Below are 13,136 nucleotides of genomic sequence, written 5' to 3'. Positions count from 1 at the left end.
GTCAAATCAATCAGCTAGTCATGATCCATGCTGTCGCCTTACAAGGCCAATTTGGCCTTGTTTTTGGCAAACAATGCCGGCCCAATGCCTTTGACCAGCTGGATCTCTTCAATGCTTTTGAATTTTCCGTTTTTTTGCCGATGTTCAATAATGGCTTCAGCCTTTTTTTGACCAATACCATTTAGCTGCTGTAATTGCTCCACAGTTGCATTATTCAAACTGATTTTATCAGCAGCAGAAGATGCCGATAATGCAGGCTTCGCCAGATAGTGATTGCTTTCTGATGAAGCCGTGGAGGCAGCTTTTTTCTTCAGGCGAGCGTCATGTTGCTGTTGCTGGGTCTTCCATTCCATATAATCGGTCGCAGTCGCATGCACAGTTCCGATAGAAATAAAGCCCAGCCAACAACTTAAAAGAAGACTAATCCACGTTGGACCGATTTGATAAGGTATTTTTTTCATGTGCTGCTCTTTGTTTTAATTCTAATTTAGCCTGTTCCCAGAGCTGATCAAGTTCAGCCAGTGACAGCTTTTCCAGGTCTAATTGTTGTCGTTCTGCCTGATCTTCCATTAAGGCAAAGCGGGTCCGGAATTTATGGATCGTCCCCAATAATGCCATCTCGCTGGAGATGCCAAGTTTACGACCAACATTCACCAGAGAAAATAAGCAGTCGCCAAATTCTTCCTGTATTTCATCGGAATTTTGTCCGGCTACCGCTTCTTTTAATTCAGCCAGTTCTTCTTCCAGCTTGGCATAAGCACCCGCCATGTCCGGAAAATCAAAACCAATTTTGGCGACATTTTTTTGAATTTCATCAGCCTGCGCCAAAGCCGGTGCATGTTTAATATCATCCAGACGTGAACGCGGCTTGCCCTGCTTTTCTTGCTGTTTGATTTCTTTCCATAGCTCAGACACATCTTCCGGACTCATTTTTGCAAATTGTTCAGCCTGAAATACATGCGGATGACGGCGAACCAGTTTATCGGTAATGGCCTGCACCACATCCTGAAAATCGAAAGCCCCCTGCTCGCTGTACATTTGCGACTGGAACACCACCTGTAGCAGCAAATCACCTAGCTCATCGCGGACATCGTCGACTTTTCCAGAGCGGACTGCTGCTTCGACTTCATAAGCTTCCTCAATCGCATATTTGGTCAGAGATTCGGGGGTCTGCTGCTGATCCCATGGACATTTTTCACGTAATTCACGCATGACCTTGAGTAGTTGTTCCATATTCAAAAACCTCTTTTTTACCAAATAGTCGCGTCAATCTGCCAGTTCCTTGTTATGCTCAAAAAAAAGACAATAAGGAGATCAGGCACATGCACAGTATATTGATTAGTGGTGCAGCACAAGGAATTGGTGCCGCGACGGCCACCCTATTTTACCAGCACGGCTACAAGGTGGGCATTTATGATGTTCAGGTGGAACAGGCAGAACAACTGGCCCAGCAACTGGGCGAACATGCCAAAGCCGGTTTTCTCGATGTAGCTGACTATGCTTCTTGGGAAACAGCTTTAGCCGAATTTTCAGCTTGGGCAGGTGAAATCAATATTCTGGTCAATAATGCCGGGATCCTATATTCAGGGCCTTTTGAAGATACTACTATTGATGCACATCACCGGACTCTGGATATTAATGTCAAAGGGGTCATGAACGGCTGTCATGCCGCTTTCCCTTATTTAAAAGAATCTTCATTTGCCCGCATCATTAATCTATCTTCCGCTTCGGCGATTTATGGCCAGGCCGATTTAAGCAGTTATTCCACCAGCAAGTTTGCAGTGCGTGGCCTGACTGAAAGTCTGGATATTGAGTGGCAACCCTATGGGATTCGAGTCTTGGATGTCATGCCGCTTTTCGTCAGTACGGCCATGGTCAAAGATATGCAGGCAGAAAGCATCAAAAAGATGGGCGTACATTTAAAAGCAGAAGATGTTGCACAAGATATTCTGAAACTGGCAGAACTCAAAGATTCTATCTGGCAAGCAACGCATCATCTGGTTGGTTTCAAAAGCCAGTTTTTATTTCATTTATCGCGAATGAGTCCGCAATTTGTGAATCGGCTGAGTAACCTGCTCATTTCCAGAAAATAAAAAATATTCGGATTGATTTTGTTTTAGACAGTGTGATGAATCTGGATCACTGGAAATCTCAACCCTTTGCAGGAATGCTCACTTTGCCAGGCCACGGTGAGCATACAGCCAGCAACAGAATAATTTTGATAAGCATAGACGCCAATCTCTGGATGTTCGCAGCGTCCGCCATTTTGTTCAGGATGGATATTGGTATTGAGTTCATTCAGGTTGATCCGGATTCCCAAGCCTGATGCCTTTAACACCGCTTCTTTGGTGGTCCAGACTTTAAACCAGTATTCAGGATCATAATCCAGCACTTGCCACTTTTTAAGTTCTTCGGGATGAAAGGCATGTTGTGCCAAAGCTTCAAAACGGACTTTACGATTCAGTTCTTCAATATCAATTCCTAAGTTCTGAACTTGCTTGCTCGTGGCCAAGGCGTAGAAATTTTGACTATGACTATGATTAAAACTGAAATCCGGATAGTCCTTTAAATAAGGCTTGCCAAAATTCGTCCGCACCACCTGCTGATCACTAACTGACAATTCAAAAGATTGAGATAAAAGCTGATTGCGCAAAAATGCCACTTCGCTTTTCCGTTCGGCAACCTGGGTTTTGCGGTCTGACAATTGATAACAAGTCAGATCAGAAAGTTGATGCAGATGAATTTGAATCAGCCGAGCCACATTAATCCATTAAAAAGATGTCAATTGATTTGAGTGTAAAAGAATTTACACTTTTATTGGGAGAGAAATTCATTATTTTCTCAAAACAAAAAGCCCGCTTTACGCAGGCTTTTTATCCGAAAAATTTAAACTATAAAATTAACGCTTAAATTTCTTCTCGGCTTTTTTGAACTTCTGTACATAACGACGTTTACGTGCAGCTGCACGCTCATCCACTTGAGACTTACGGCCTTCAAACGGGTTTTCAGAAGTTTTAAACTCGATTTTAATCGGTGTACCTTCAAGCTTGTACACTTTACGGAACACATTTTCCAGGTAACGACGATAATCCGCAGGGGTTTTATCCACTTTGTTTCCGTGAATAACGATCGTTGGCGGATTTTGTCCACCCATATGCGCATAACGCATTTTAATACGACGACCCTGAACCATCGGCGGTTGGTGGGCATCTGTCGCATCATTTAAAATCTGGGTGATTTTTGCTGGTGATACTTTCAAACGAGATGAATCATAAGCACGGTGAATCGATGGATAAAGATCGCCCACGCCCGTTCCATGCAATGCAGAAATCAAATGCACTTTGGCCCATGGAATAAAATCGAAGCGACGCTCTACATCAAGCTTACATTGCTTACGATCATATTCAGTCATGTTATCCCATTTATTGACTGCAATAACCATGGCACGACCCGCTTCAAGTGCATAGCCAATCAAATGCAAATCCTGCTCAACAATACCATCACGCGCATCAACCACAACAACAATGACATTAGCATCTTTCATTGCCTGTAAAGTTTTAACAATCGAGAATTTCTCAATCATTTCATCAACTTTACCTTTACGGCGCACCCCGGCAGTATCAATCAGGGTGTATTGACGGCCATCACGCTCGAATGGAATATAAATCGAGTCACGTGTTGTACCCGGCTGGTCAAATGCCACCACACGCTCTTCACCGAGCAAGCGGTTCACCAGCGTTGATTTACCTACGTTCGGACGACCAATAATCGCTAAACGCAGACCCGTATTTTTGTCATGCTCTTCCGGATTTTCATCTTCCGGTACATCAGCAAGTACGTCTTCCAACATCTGCTGAACACCACGACCATGGCTGGCTGCCACTTGTAACGGCTCGCCCATACCCAGTTTGTAGAATTCAACCAGGGCAGCTTCAGCATGTACGCCATCAACCTTGTTGGCCACCAGAAAGACTTTTTTGCCTAAAGTACGTAATTCACGTGCAATCTGTTCATCGGAAGCCAGTAGTCCGGCACGCGCATCAACCACAAAAATAATAATGTCGGCTTCATGAATGGCAGTCTTGGATTGCTCTGCCATGTAGGAGTCAATCCCACCTTCATTTTCGCCAATACCGCCAGTATCGACCACAATGAAAGATTTATTTTGATAGGTAGCATCGCCATATTTACGGTCGCGTGTCAGACCTGCGAAGTCTGCCACCAATGCGTCACGGCTCTTGGTAATCTGGTTGAACAGCGTTGATTTTCCGACGTTCGGACGACCAATGAGCGCAATTACGGGTTTCATAGAGTAACCTTTATTCAATATCAGGCGTCAAAGTGGCCTGAACATCAGAAAGCATAGGAAGATATAAGGGGGAAATACCCTAAATAAAAACACGGGGCATTGATTTTTCAATCACCCCGCGTTCACAAAATACGGTTGTGGCTAGTTTAGCATAAGGCTCGTTAAAATTAACGGTTCTGCCAAATGCTTAATGCGCCCTTGCGTGTGGAAACATACAGCTGGTTGTCGATGACGCGTAAGCTACGTACTTCCCCAGAGGTTTTCGAACGACCAGTAATCTGTCCGGTACGCGGATCAATCAGGTGCAAGACACCATCCAGATCACCGACTACAAGATCAGTACCCAGCATCACCGGATTACTTAACTTGCGATTCAGCAACTGGTCATTTTCCCAAAGCGGTTGACCCGAGGTAATTTCAAAGGCTTTGATTTTGCCATCGGTTTGCGCCACAAATACACCATTGCCCACAACTTCTGGACGCTGGATACTGCTGGCATCTTCACTCCAGACCACCTGTTGTGAAGCTAAATCCAGCACAGTCACCTGACCTTGATAACTGGTGGTCACCACAAACTGGCCTGCAACGACCGGTTCCCCGTCAATATCAACCAGACGCTGGATATCAGAACGCCCATCCGACACTGCGACACGACGCTGTAATTTTGGCACACCGCTTAAGGCATCCAGTGCATAGATATAAGCATTGGAAGATGCAATCAGTACATTACGAGCATCTAATGCAACAGGTGCAGCCATGCCACGCAGGCTGAATTGTACATTAGGTAAGTTATAAGTCCAAACTTGCGCACCCGTCGCAATTTCATGCGCATATACGGTGCCGTCATTGCTGACACTAATGACCCGCCCTGCATGAATCAGTGAAGGCGCCAGTAAAGCACCCGTCAATTGCGCAGTCCATTTCTGCTCGCCGGTTTGTTGATCTAGCGCAAACAGCTGACCTTTCTGGTTGCCGACGACAACAAGACCTTCGGCAGCTTCAACGCCAGAACTTAAATTGTCTTTGCTGACTTTCTTCTGCCACAGACGCTGTTTGCCTTTAAATGCAGACACTTCGCCTTTCGGGTCAATCGCAAAGACCACGCCATTGTCTGCATCCAGACGTAAACGCAACGGATCAGCAGCATCTGTTGACGCCACACTGGTGGAAAATACAGGGACCAGGGTTTTGGCTTGGGTCAGTTTTGGAAGTGGATTCGGTTTTACTTCTGGAACTTTAGTGGTTTTACCTGCACAGCCAGCCAGTGCAAGCGTTAAAACAGTCAAGGCACAGGTAATTTTGTATTTTCTATTCATGCAGCTTCTTCCGCTTGTGTTTCTATAATTGGGCGTTCGATTTCTGGATCATCGACTAACACGCCTACGCTTTCGAGCTTAATTTGTAAAATCTGACGTTCTTCTTTACGTTCAATCAAAGCATCCCATGCACTTTGATATACTTTTTTCGCATTTTCAATATCATTTTTGGCAACATAGATATCGCCACGTGCTTCATCGGCAGTTGCTTTAAATGCAGGTTCAGTCACTGCTTCTAAAGTTTTCAATGCAGCATCATATTTTTTCTGTGCCAGTTGCGCATAGGCCAGACGAAGTTTAACCACCTGAACCAGGCCTTTATCATCTACTTTCGAGTTTTCAACTTTCTGTAGTGCTTTCTCGGCCGCAGCATAATCTTCTTTGTCATAAGCCAGTTTCGCCATGACTAACTGGGTTTGAATCGCCTGAGCTGAGTCAGGCGCTTCCTTGACAATTTTGTCCGCAGTTTCAGACAGCTTGGCAAAACCATCACCTTTCGATGCCTGTGCATCATCCATCAACTGCTGAACCTTGGCAGTGTGCATTTGCGACTCTGCCAGGTTTTTCTTCTGCCAATATTCCCATCCAAAAAAGGCAATCAGCGCAATTAAAATCCCGGTAATCATCGAAGAACCATATTTCTTCGTAAAGGATTTTAAGCTTTCAAACTGTTCATCACCACTCATTGCGCTCATGAGATTACCCTTTTCCTAATGTTTTATCGATTATTTTGAAGAAATTTTAGTACTAAAAAATGCAACGAAGTCCGTAAATGGTACATTCGATTGCTCTGCGGTTGCCAGCTCTTTCACAGTAAACGCCTGAGCTTCCAGTTCACGTTCACCCAAAATCGCCGCATACAAAGCACCGGCTTGATCAGCCTTTTTCATTTGCGATTTCATTGAACCCTGTGAGCCTACTTTCAGACGAACCTGACTGCCTGCTGCTTCAAGCTGATCACGGATCTGCTCCGCAATGACCAAAGCTTTACCTTGAGAAGCCGGTTCAGCCACCAGGAATACTTCACAATCACGTGCCCGGGTATTGTCTTCAACCTGTTCAAGCAGAAGCAATAAACGCTCGATCCCCATAGCAAAACCGACCGCAGGGACAGACTGATCTGCCTTTCCTTTAAGTTGACCCACTAGACCGTCATAACGGCCACCGGCACAAACTGTACCTTGTGAACCCAAGTGAGTTGTGGTCCATTCAAAAACAGTTTTGTTGTAGTAATCCAGACCACGTACCAGTTTTTGATTGATCACGAAGCTTACGCCTGCATCAGTCAAATACTGCTGTAACTGGGCAAAATGCGCCAGCGTTTCTTCACCCATAAAATCATGAAGTTTCGGTGCATTTTCCAAGATGCTTTGTGTTTTGGCATCTTTAGAATCCAGAATACGCAATGGATTCGTGGTCAGACGGCGCTGAGAATCTTCATCCAGATCCGCTTTATGCGACTCCAGGAATTCAACCAGTGCCGCACGATATGCTGCACGCTCATCCGACTCACCGAGTGTATTTAACTCAAGCTGAACCTTGTCTGCTACACCCATACGTTTCCACAGACGCGCCGTCATCAAAATCAGTTCTGCGTCCATGTCCGGAGTCGCAACACCAAAAGTTTCCACACCAAACTGGTGGAACTGACGGTAGCGGCCTTTTTGCGGTTTTTCATAACGGAACATTGGGCCGATATACCAGACGCGAGGCGTCGCACCGCGCAGCAGGTTATGCTCCAGCATGGCACGTACGCAACCCGCCGTCCCTTCAGGACGTAACGTCAACGACTCAGGCGGATTACCCTTGTCGAGGAAGGTATACATTTCTTTTTCAACGATATCGGTTGCATCACCGATCGAACGTTTAAACAAATTAGTCTGTTCTACGATAGGCAAACGAATTTGTTGATAGCCATAGGCATCCATCAAACCGGATAGATGCTGTTCAAGACGTCTCCAAGCTGGGGTTTGCGTTGGGAGAATGTCATTAAAACCTTTGATTGCGACGATTGAACTCATGATCTACTCAGGAAAACTTGTACGAATAATTTCTTTAGATTTAGCTTCTTCAAGCTCGGTAACACGTTGACGAACCATGGTTTCGATTTCATCAACCAATTGATTCGTGTCAATTAAATGGCTCTTCTCACCATTACGGTACACTAGTGAACGTGGTGCTGCACCCACTACACCGATATCCGCTTCTTTGGCTTCGCCCGGCCCATTGACCTTACAGCCAATGACCGAGACATCCATTGGGGTACGAATATCTTCTAAACGCTCTTCAAGTTGCTGCATCACGGAAATCACATTAAATTCCTGACGTGAACAGCTTGGGCAGGCAATGAAGTTAATCCCGTTTGAGCGCAGACCCAGCGATTTCAGAATATCAAAACCGATTTTAATTTCTTCTTCAGGCTCAGCAGCTAAGGAAATACGCATGGTATCCCCAATGCCTTCCATCAGCAGGCCGCCCAGAGCGATGGCAGATTTAACCGAACCGGTACGGTAAATACCCGCTTCTGTGACACCCAGATGGAGCGGATTATCAATTTGCTGTGACAGCAAACGATACGCATCCATGGTCAGGAACACATTCGATGCTTTGACTGAAATTTTGAATTCCTGGAAATCCAGACGGTCTAAAATATCGATATGGCGCATCGCAGATTCAAGCAAAGCCTGGCCAGTCGGCTCACCATATTTCTTTTGAATATCTTTTTCCAGTGAACCGGCATTGACACCGATCCGCATGGAAATATCGTTATGACGTGCTGCGGCCACAACTTCACGAATTTTCGCTTCAGAACCGATATTGCCCGGGTTAATCCGCAGACAATCTGCACCCAAATCCGCAACTGCCAAAGCAATTTTATAATCGAAGTGAATATCGGCGACCAAAGGTACATTGACCTGCTTGCGAATTTCACCAAATGCCGCCGCGGCTTCCATGGTAGGTACAGAAACCCGCATGATGTCTGCACCGGCATCTACACAGCGCTGAATCTGTGCAACCGTAGCTGCTACATCACAGGTTTCAGTATTAGTCATCGACTGGATACTGATTGGTGCATCACCACCCACATAAACTGAACCCACACGAATTTTACGTGTTGGACGACGTTTAATTGGATTTACGATCATCGTTCTGCTCTACTCTTGATCTGTTAAGGTGATAAACGGAATTCTGCTTTTCCGTTCACAGTGTAGGGTGACAATGAAATATTTTCATTATTTAAACTGAGTGATACAGCCGATGCATCATCCAGACGAATCTGGAATGGCGCTTCACCATTCAGCTGCAAGCTCGATGCCTGACGGCCAGTTGCCAGAACATTACCCGCCGAGTCGACAATATGCACCGAAGTCGGACGGTTAAAATCAAGTTTCAGCTGATCACCGGAAAGTGCGGCACCTGTATCCAGATTCAGAATCTCGACATTAGAAGCGCCTACTCCAGAGACTTCACTGCTATTTTGTGAATTACTACTTGACCAGTTCTGAATCATGGCAAACAGTGCACCCAAAATCAGCAGCAATACCAGCGTAATAAAAATGCGCTTTAACCACTTACGATTGCGGTCCCGCTTAGACCCTGGCAATTTCCCCATAATTTTAATAGGAGAATTGTTCAGGGCATGGTTCGGCAGCAGCCCGGTATCATTGGTATAAATTTCATCAAAACGCTGAATAATACTAGACGCATCTACACCCAGAAATTTGGCATAAGTCCGGTAATAACCTTTGATAAAGGTTGCTTCAGGCAAAGACTTATATTCGTCCTGTTCCAGTGCAGTCAGGGTTTTGACCGGGATGTTCAGCTCTTTCGCTACATCTTCCAGATTGCGCTGCTGATTGATACGAATCTGGCGCAAGTACTCGCCCGGACGTTGAATATTTCCTAACGCATTTGGAGCTACGCTCGAATGATTCGATGGTGAATTAGGATTTACTTCCATACGGCCTCAGTACTGTACTGTAATTGCAAATAACGTTGGTATTCCTGGCTTTCAGGAAAAAGTGCACGTAACTGGTTGACCAATACCTGCATACCCAACTGATCACCCCCGGCACGCGCAGTGCGAATGCCGACCCAGAGCGCACGGGCACCCTGATTTTTCTGTCCCACACCACGCACAAACTGTTGATACATTTGTGTCGCCGCCGGGAACTGCTGGTTCAAATAAAATATTTCTGCCAACTCTAACATTGAAATATAAGAATCGCGATTGGCTTGCAGCGCCTGTTTGAATGATTTTTCAGCATTTGCTGTATCACCCAGTTTCAGGTAAATCCGCCCCATATTTTCCAATGCACGGAATCGCTGATCATAACCCAACGTGGCACCAGCAATTTGAAACTGCTCGATCGCATCATTATAGCGTTCAAGCTGATATAAATAAGTGCCGTAATTATTTCGCGCCTGTGCATTTTTCGGATCTGCCGAAATCGCACGCTTGAAATAATGATCTGCTTTTTCGAGATTAAGCTTGCTACCTTCCTGCTGCAATAGCACGCCCATCATCATATTCGCTTGAGAATCACGCGGACTGCTTTCAAGTGCCTGATCCAGCGCACGTTTAGCTGCATCCAGGTCACCTGTTCTCAAATATTCTACCGCCAATTGGGTACGGACTTTGGTGGCCTTTTCAGGGTCTTTCTGACCCAGATCTGGCGTCTGACACGCGACTAAAACCAAAGACACACATACTGTTGAAATCAAAGCAAACTTAGATGTTAGATTTCTCAACTGGCGACCTCTTATTATCCTTGTGAGCGCATGATCTCATTCGATTGCGCAATTTTCTTTTTCCACTGTTCCGCACGACGGGTGCGGTCAGCAACTTGTCCAACTAACTGTCCGCACGCGGCATCAATGTCATCACCGCGTGTCTGACGAATCGTACACACAAAACCGGCATCAGACAAAGTTTTTTGGAAAGAAATAATCCGGTTGCGGCTTGAGCGGCCATATGGCGCATGCGGGAACGGATTAAAAGGAATCAAATTAATCTTGCTTGGCAAATTCTTCAATAGCTTAATCATTTGCTGAGCATGTTCAGGATGGTCATTCACGCCATCTAACATCACATATTCAATCGTCACATGTTTACGTGAACTTTCATTCCCGTCTTTGGCAATGTAACGCTGACATGCAGCAATCAGCTGCTCAAGCGGATATTTTTTATTGATCGGCACCAGCTCGTTACGCAGTTCATCATTTGGCGCATGCAATGAAATAGCCAGCGCCACGTCAATATCTTTGACCATCTGATCGATTTTTGGTACCACACCAGAAGTCGATAAAGTCACACGACGTTTTGACATGCCGTATGCAAAGTCATCCAGCATAATACGCATTGAATTCAATACTGCATCGTAGTTGAGCAATGGCTCGCCCATGCCCATCATCACCACGTTCGTGACTGAACGTTCACGCTCAAGTACCGGCACATCTTCCATATAGGAATAGTTCGCCATCCAGAGCTGACCGATAATTTCGGCTTGAGTCAAATCACGCTGGAAACCCTGTTTACCGGTTGAGCAGAATGAACAGTCCAGTGCACAGCCCACTTGTGAAGAAATACACAAAGTGCGACGTAAACCACTGCGATGTTCAGCAGGAATCAATACGGTTTCGACGAGGGAACCTTCACCGTCGCCAACACGGAATACCCATTTACGGGTACCATCTTTAGAATAGTTTTTATGCACCACTTCAGGCGCTTTAATTTCACAAATCTTTTCCAGTTTTTCACGCAGTTTGCCGGAAATATTGGTCATTTCAGCAAAATCAGTCACAAAGAACTGGTGAATCCATTTCATTACCTGCCCGGCACGAAACTTCTTCTCACCCATGTCCTCAAAGAATTTTTCCATTTGCGGACGTGACATGCCAAGTAAATTCACTTTCTCGACAGTATTTGCCTGTGCTGGAGCGGATGGAGTGTGTTGCTGTGGCTCAGAAACTGCTGATACAGCGACTGCTTCAGTACTCATGTGTATTACCTAAACCATGTCTAAAGATGAAAGGAGAAGCTCAATATGTGAGCAAAGAATTATTCAGAGAATAAAAAAACCAGATAAGTATAATAACACTTATCTGGCTTGAATACTGCGAATTAACGAGTACGTGGAGCAATCTCAGTTTGAGCGAAGAAGTAGTTAACTTCACGATCAGCAGATGCTACAGAGTCAGAACCGTGAGCAGCGTTTTCATCGATGCTTACAGCGAAATCTGCACGGATAGTACCAGGAGCAGCTTCTTTAGGATTCGTCGCACCAAGGATGTCACGGTGAGCAAGAACAGCGTTTTCGCCTTCAAGAACTGAAACAACAACTGGACCAGAAGTCATAAATGCAACTAGGTCAGCAAAGAAACCACGTTCTTTGTGCTCAGCATAGAAGCCTTCAGCTTCAGCTTGAGTCAAATGTTTCATTTTAGTTGCAACAATTTGAAGACCAGCTTTCTCGAAACGAGCAAAGATGTCGCCGATGTGGTTTTTAGCAACTGCGTCTGGTTTAACGATAGATAAAGTACGTTCGATAGCCATGATAGGCTCCTTAAGTCAATTGTTGACATGAAAATTTGGCGCATTATACCGAGATAATGCGCATTTTTCTGCTTTTCATCTGTAAAAAAATGCTTTTTTAAGATGAGGCCTTAGCGTGCCTCGTCAATCCATGCCATTTGAATGGCTTCAAGCAAACCTTCAGTCGACTTGGTTGGATCATCTTCAAACTCAGGCAAAGCACACACCCAGGCATGTAAATCAGTAAAACGAATCCACTGCGGGTCCACATCTGGATGCGCTTCATAGAGTTCAATCGCGATATCGAGCGTGTCAGTCCAACGTAAACCCATCTCTATTTCTCACCATAATTGCTTTGATGCTGTACTTTAACAAATCTGTGAAAATCTGCGAGCCTTTGCTCCGGCTTTCACTTATTTTTACAGCACAATATTCAGATAAGGCGCGGTCAGGACAATGGCAATTGCCATCATGCCACCCAGAATTGCGCCAACTGCCACATCACTTGGATAATGCAATCCCAGCACCATTCGGGACACTGCGACCAGAACCGTAAAAGGCAACATCAGCATCAGTAATAAAGGTGCGACATAACCTAAAACGGTGGTTGCCATCACGGCATGCAAGGTATGCCCGGAAGGAAAACTGAAATGATCCAGTGGATGCTCACCCAAACGGATCACTTGATGTACCTGATAAGGACGTGGTCGTACAGTTTTGATTTTAAGCACCTTGTAAATCATAGTACCTATAGTACTTCCCAAAATCAGATAAACAATCTGCACGGTATAGATCAAGCCTTGCATGATCCAAACCAGTATCAGCATGAAATACCAAAATGCACCATTTCCTAAGCGGCTAATCATTTTAAAAAAAGTGGCAATACGGACTGAATGCGAAAAATGATTCAGATAAACACAGCCTTTCAAATCGATTTCTAAAAATTTAATCTTTACATTCTGGAGTTTCACACTGG

At 45.0% G+C, this 13,136-nt stretch carries 15 protein-coding genes; 1 reads left to right on the top strand and 14 read right to left on the bottom strand.

Features of this window, described 5'->3' with window-relative positions:
* Positions 1–38 precede the first annotated feature (38 nt).
* Positions 39–461: a ComEA family DNA-binding protein gene (locus I6L24_RS06375; RefSeq protein WP_005103262.1), complete on the bottom strand. Its 423-nt coding sequence runs from the start codon at positions 459–461 to the stop codon at positions 39–41.
* Positions 421–1,233 (bottom strand): nucleoside triphosphate pyrophosphohydrolase, encoded by an 813-nt coding sequence (gene mazG / locus I6L24_RS06370; protein WP_005103258.1) that lies wholly within the window; start codon positions 1,231–1,233, stop codon positions 421–423. The genes I6L24_RS06375 and mazG overlap by 41 nt, the downstream gene beginning before the upstream one ends.
* An 89-nt stretch (positions 1,234–1,322) precedes the next feature.
* On the opposite strand from mazG, the gene I6L24_RS06365 reads away from it, so the two are divergent.
* Positions 1,323–2,093 (top strand): SDR family oxidoreductase, encoded by a 771-nt coding sequence (locus I6L24_RS06365; RefSeq protein ID WP_005250754.1) that lies wholly within the window; start codon positions 1,323–1,325, stop codon positions 2,091–2,093.
* A gap of 23 nt (positions 2,094–2,116) precedes the next feature.
* On the opposite strand, the gene I6L24_RS06360 is transcribed toward I6L24_RS06365, so the two are convergent.
* The 12 genes from I6L24_RS06360 to I6L24_RS06305 form a co-directional block, all read right to left on the bottom strand.
* Positions 2,117–2,761: a 4'-phosphopantetheinyl transferase family protein gene (locus tag I6L24_RS06360; RefSeq protein WP_005103255.1), complete on the bottom strand. Its 645-nt coding sequence runs from the start codon at positions 2,759–2,761 to the stop codon at positions 2,117–2,119.
* Positions 2,762–2,899: 138 nt separating this feature from the next.
* Positions 2,900–4,309, bottom strand: coding sequence for a ribosome biogenesis GTPase Der (gene der, locus I6L24_RS06355; protein ID WP_004278348.1), 1,410 nt, complete (start codon positions 4,307–4,309; stop codon positions 2,900–2,902).
* Positions 4,310–4,476: 167 nt separating this feature from the next.
* A complete protein-coding gene (bamB, locus tag I6L24_RS06350; RefSeq protein WP_005103251.1) occupies positions 4,477–5,625 on the bottom strand; it encodes an outer membrane protein assembly factor BamB in 1,149 nt (382 codons plus the stop codon).
* Positions 5,622–6,320 (bottom strand): YfgM family protein, encoded by a 699-nt coding sequence (locus I6L24_RS06345; RefSeq protein WP_005103250.1) that lies wholly within the window; start codon positions 6,318–6,320, stop codon positions 5,622–5,624. Before I6L24_RS06345 ends, bamB begins: the two co-directional genes overlap by 4 nt.
* 30 nt (positions 6,321–6,350) lie before the next feature.
* On the bottom strand, positions 6,351–7,646 hold the full coding sequence (gene hisS / locus I6L24_RS06340; protein WP_005103249.1) for a histidine--tRNA ligase: 1,296 nt from the start codon (positions 7,644–7,646) through the stop codon (positions 6,351–6,353).
* A gap of 3 nt (positions 7,647–7,649) precedes the next feature.
* Complete coding sequence (gene ispG, locus I6L24_RS06335; protein WP_004278355.1) at positions 7,650–8,771, bottom strand: flavodoxin-dependent (E)-4-hydroxy-3-methylbut-2-enyl-diphosphate synthase; 1,122 nt, start codon at positions 8,769–8,771, stop codon at positions 7,650–7,652.
* Between the two features lie 23 nt (positions 8,772–8,794).
* Positions 8,795–9,586, bottom strand: a complete 792-nt coding sequence (locus I6L24_RS06330) for a helix-turn-helix domain-containing protein (RefSeq protein WP_004647463.1) — start codon at positions 9,584–9,586, stop codon at positions 8,795–8,797.
* Positions 9,577–10,377 (bottom strand): type IV pilus biogenesis/stability protein PilW, encoded by an 801-nt coding sequence (pilW, locus tag I6L24_RS06325; protein WP_005103248.1) that lies wholly within the window; start codon positions 10,375–10,377, stop codon positions 9,577–9,579. Before pilW ends, I6L24_RS06330 begins: the two co-directional genes overlap by 10 nt.
* Positions 10,378–10,391: 14 nt before the next feature.
* A complete protein-coding gene (gene rlmN, locus I6L24_RS06320) occupies positions 10,392–11,627 on the bottom strand; it encodes a 23S rRNA (adenine(2503)-C(2))-methyltransferase RlmN (protein ID WP_004278358.1) in 1,236 nt (411 codons plus the stop codon).
* Positions 11,628–11,749: 122 nt separating this feature from the next.
* Positions 11,750–12,181, bottom strand: a complete 432-nt coding sequence (ndk, locus tag I6L24_RS06315; protein WP_004647460.1) for a nucleoside-diphosphate kinase — start codon at positions 12,179–12,181, stop codon at positions 11,750–11,752.
* Between the two features lie 110 nt (positions 12,182–12,291).
* On the bottom strand, positions 12,292–12,492 hold the full coding sequence (gene iscX / locus I6L24_RS06310) for a Fe-S cluster assembly protein IscX (RefSeq protein WP_004278360.1): 201 nt from the start codon (positions 12,490–12,492) through the stop codon (positions 12,292–12,294).
* 87 nt (positions 12,493–12,579) lie between these two features.
* Positions 12,580–13,131, bottom strand: a complete 552-nt coding sequence (locus tag I6L24_RS06305) for a phosphatase PAP2 family protein (RefSeq protein ID WP_004278361.1) — start codon at positions 13,129–13,131, stop codon at positions 12,580–12,582.
* Between the last annotated feature and the right edge of the window lie 5 nt (positions 13,132–13,136).

It is taken from the genome of Acinetobacter lwoffii, from assembly GCF_019048525.1.
GTDB classification, from domain to species: Bacteria; Pseudomonadota; Gammaproteobacteria; order Pseudomonadales; family Moraxellaceae; genus Acinetobacter; species Acinetobacter lwoffii_K.
The sequence above is the reverse complement of the archived record's forward strand: the minus strand, read 5'-3'. Positions and strand labels throughout refer to the sequence as shown.

What these genes read in the sequence shown, in the direction of transcription:
- iscX (WP_004278360.1), bottom strand. Translation starts at nt 12,492, where the DNA reads ATGGGTTTACGTTGGACTGACACGCTCGATATCGCGATTGAACTCTAT.
- ispG (WP_004278355.1), bottom strand. Translation starts at nt 8,771, where the DNA reads ATGATCGTAAATCCAATTAAACGTCGTCCAACACGTAAAATTCGTGTG.
- der (WP_004278348.1), bottom strand. Translation starts at nt 4,309, where the DNA reads ATGAAACCCGTAATTGCGCTCATTGGTCGTCCGAACGTCGGAAAATCA.
- mazG (WP_005103258.1), bottom strand. Translation starts at nt 1,233, where the DNA reads ATGGAACAACTACTCAAGGTCATGCGTGAATTACGTGAAAAATGTCCA.
- bamB (WP_005103251.1), bottom strand. Translation starts at nt 5,625, where the DNA reads ATGAATAGAAAATACAAAATTACCTGTGCCTTGACTGTTTTAACGCTT.
- I6L24_RS06330 (WP_004647463.1), bottom strand. Translation starts at nt 9,586, where the DNA reads ATGGAAGTAAATCCTAATTCACCATCGAATCATTCGAGCGTAGCTCCA.
- hisS (WP_005103249.1), bottom strand. Translation starts at nt 7,646, where the DNA reads ATGAGTTCAATCGTCGCAATCAAAGGTTTTAATGACATTCTCCCAACG.
- ndk (WP_004647460.1), bottom strand. Translation starts at nt 12,181, where the DNA reads ATGGCTATCGAACGTACTTTATCTATCGTTAAACCAGACGCAGTTGCT.
- I6L24_RS06365 (WP_005250754.1), top strand. Translation starts at nt 1,323, where the DNA reads ATGCACAGTATATTGATTAGTGGTGCAGCACAAGGAATTGGTGCCGCG.
- rlmN (WP_004278358.1), bottom strand. Translation starts at nt 11,627, where the DNA reads ATGAGTACTGAAGCAGTCGCTGTATCAGCAGTTTCTGAGCCACAGCAA.
- I6L24_RS06375 (WP_005103262.1), bottom strand. Translation starts at nt 461, where the DNA reads ATGAAAAAAATACCTTATCAAATCGGTCCAACGTGGATTAGTCTTCTT.
- I6L24_RS06345 (WP_005103250.1), bottom strand. Translation starts at nt 6,320, where the DNA reads ATGAGCGCAATGAGTGGTGATGAACAGTTTGAAAGCTTAAAATCCTTT.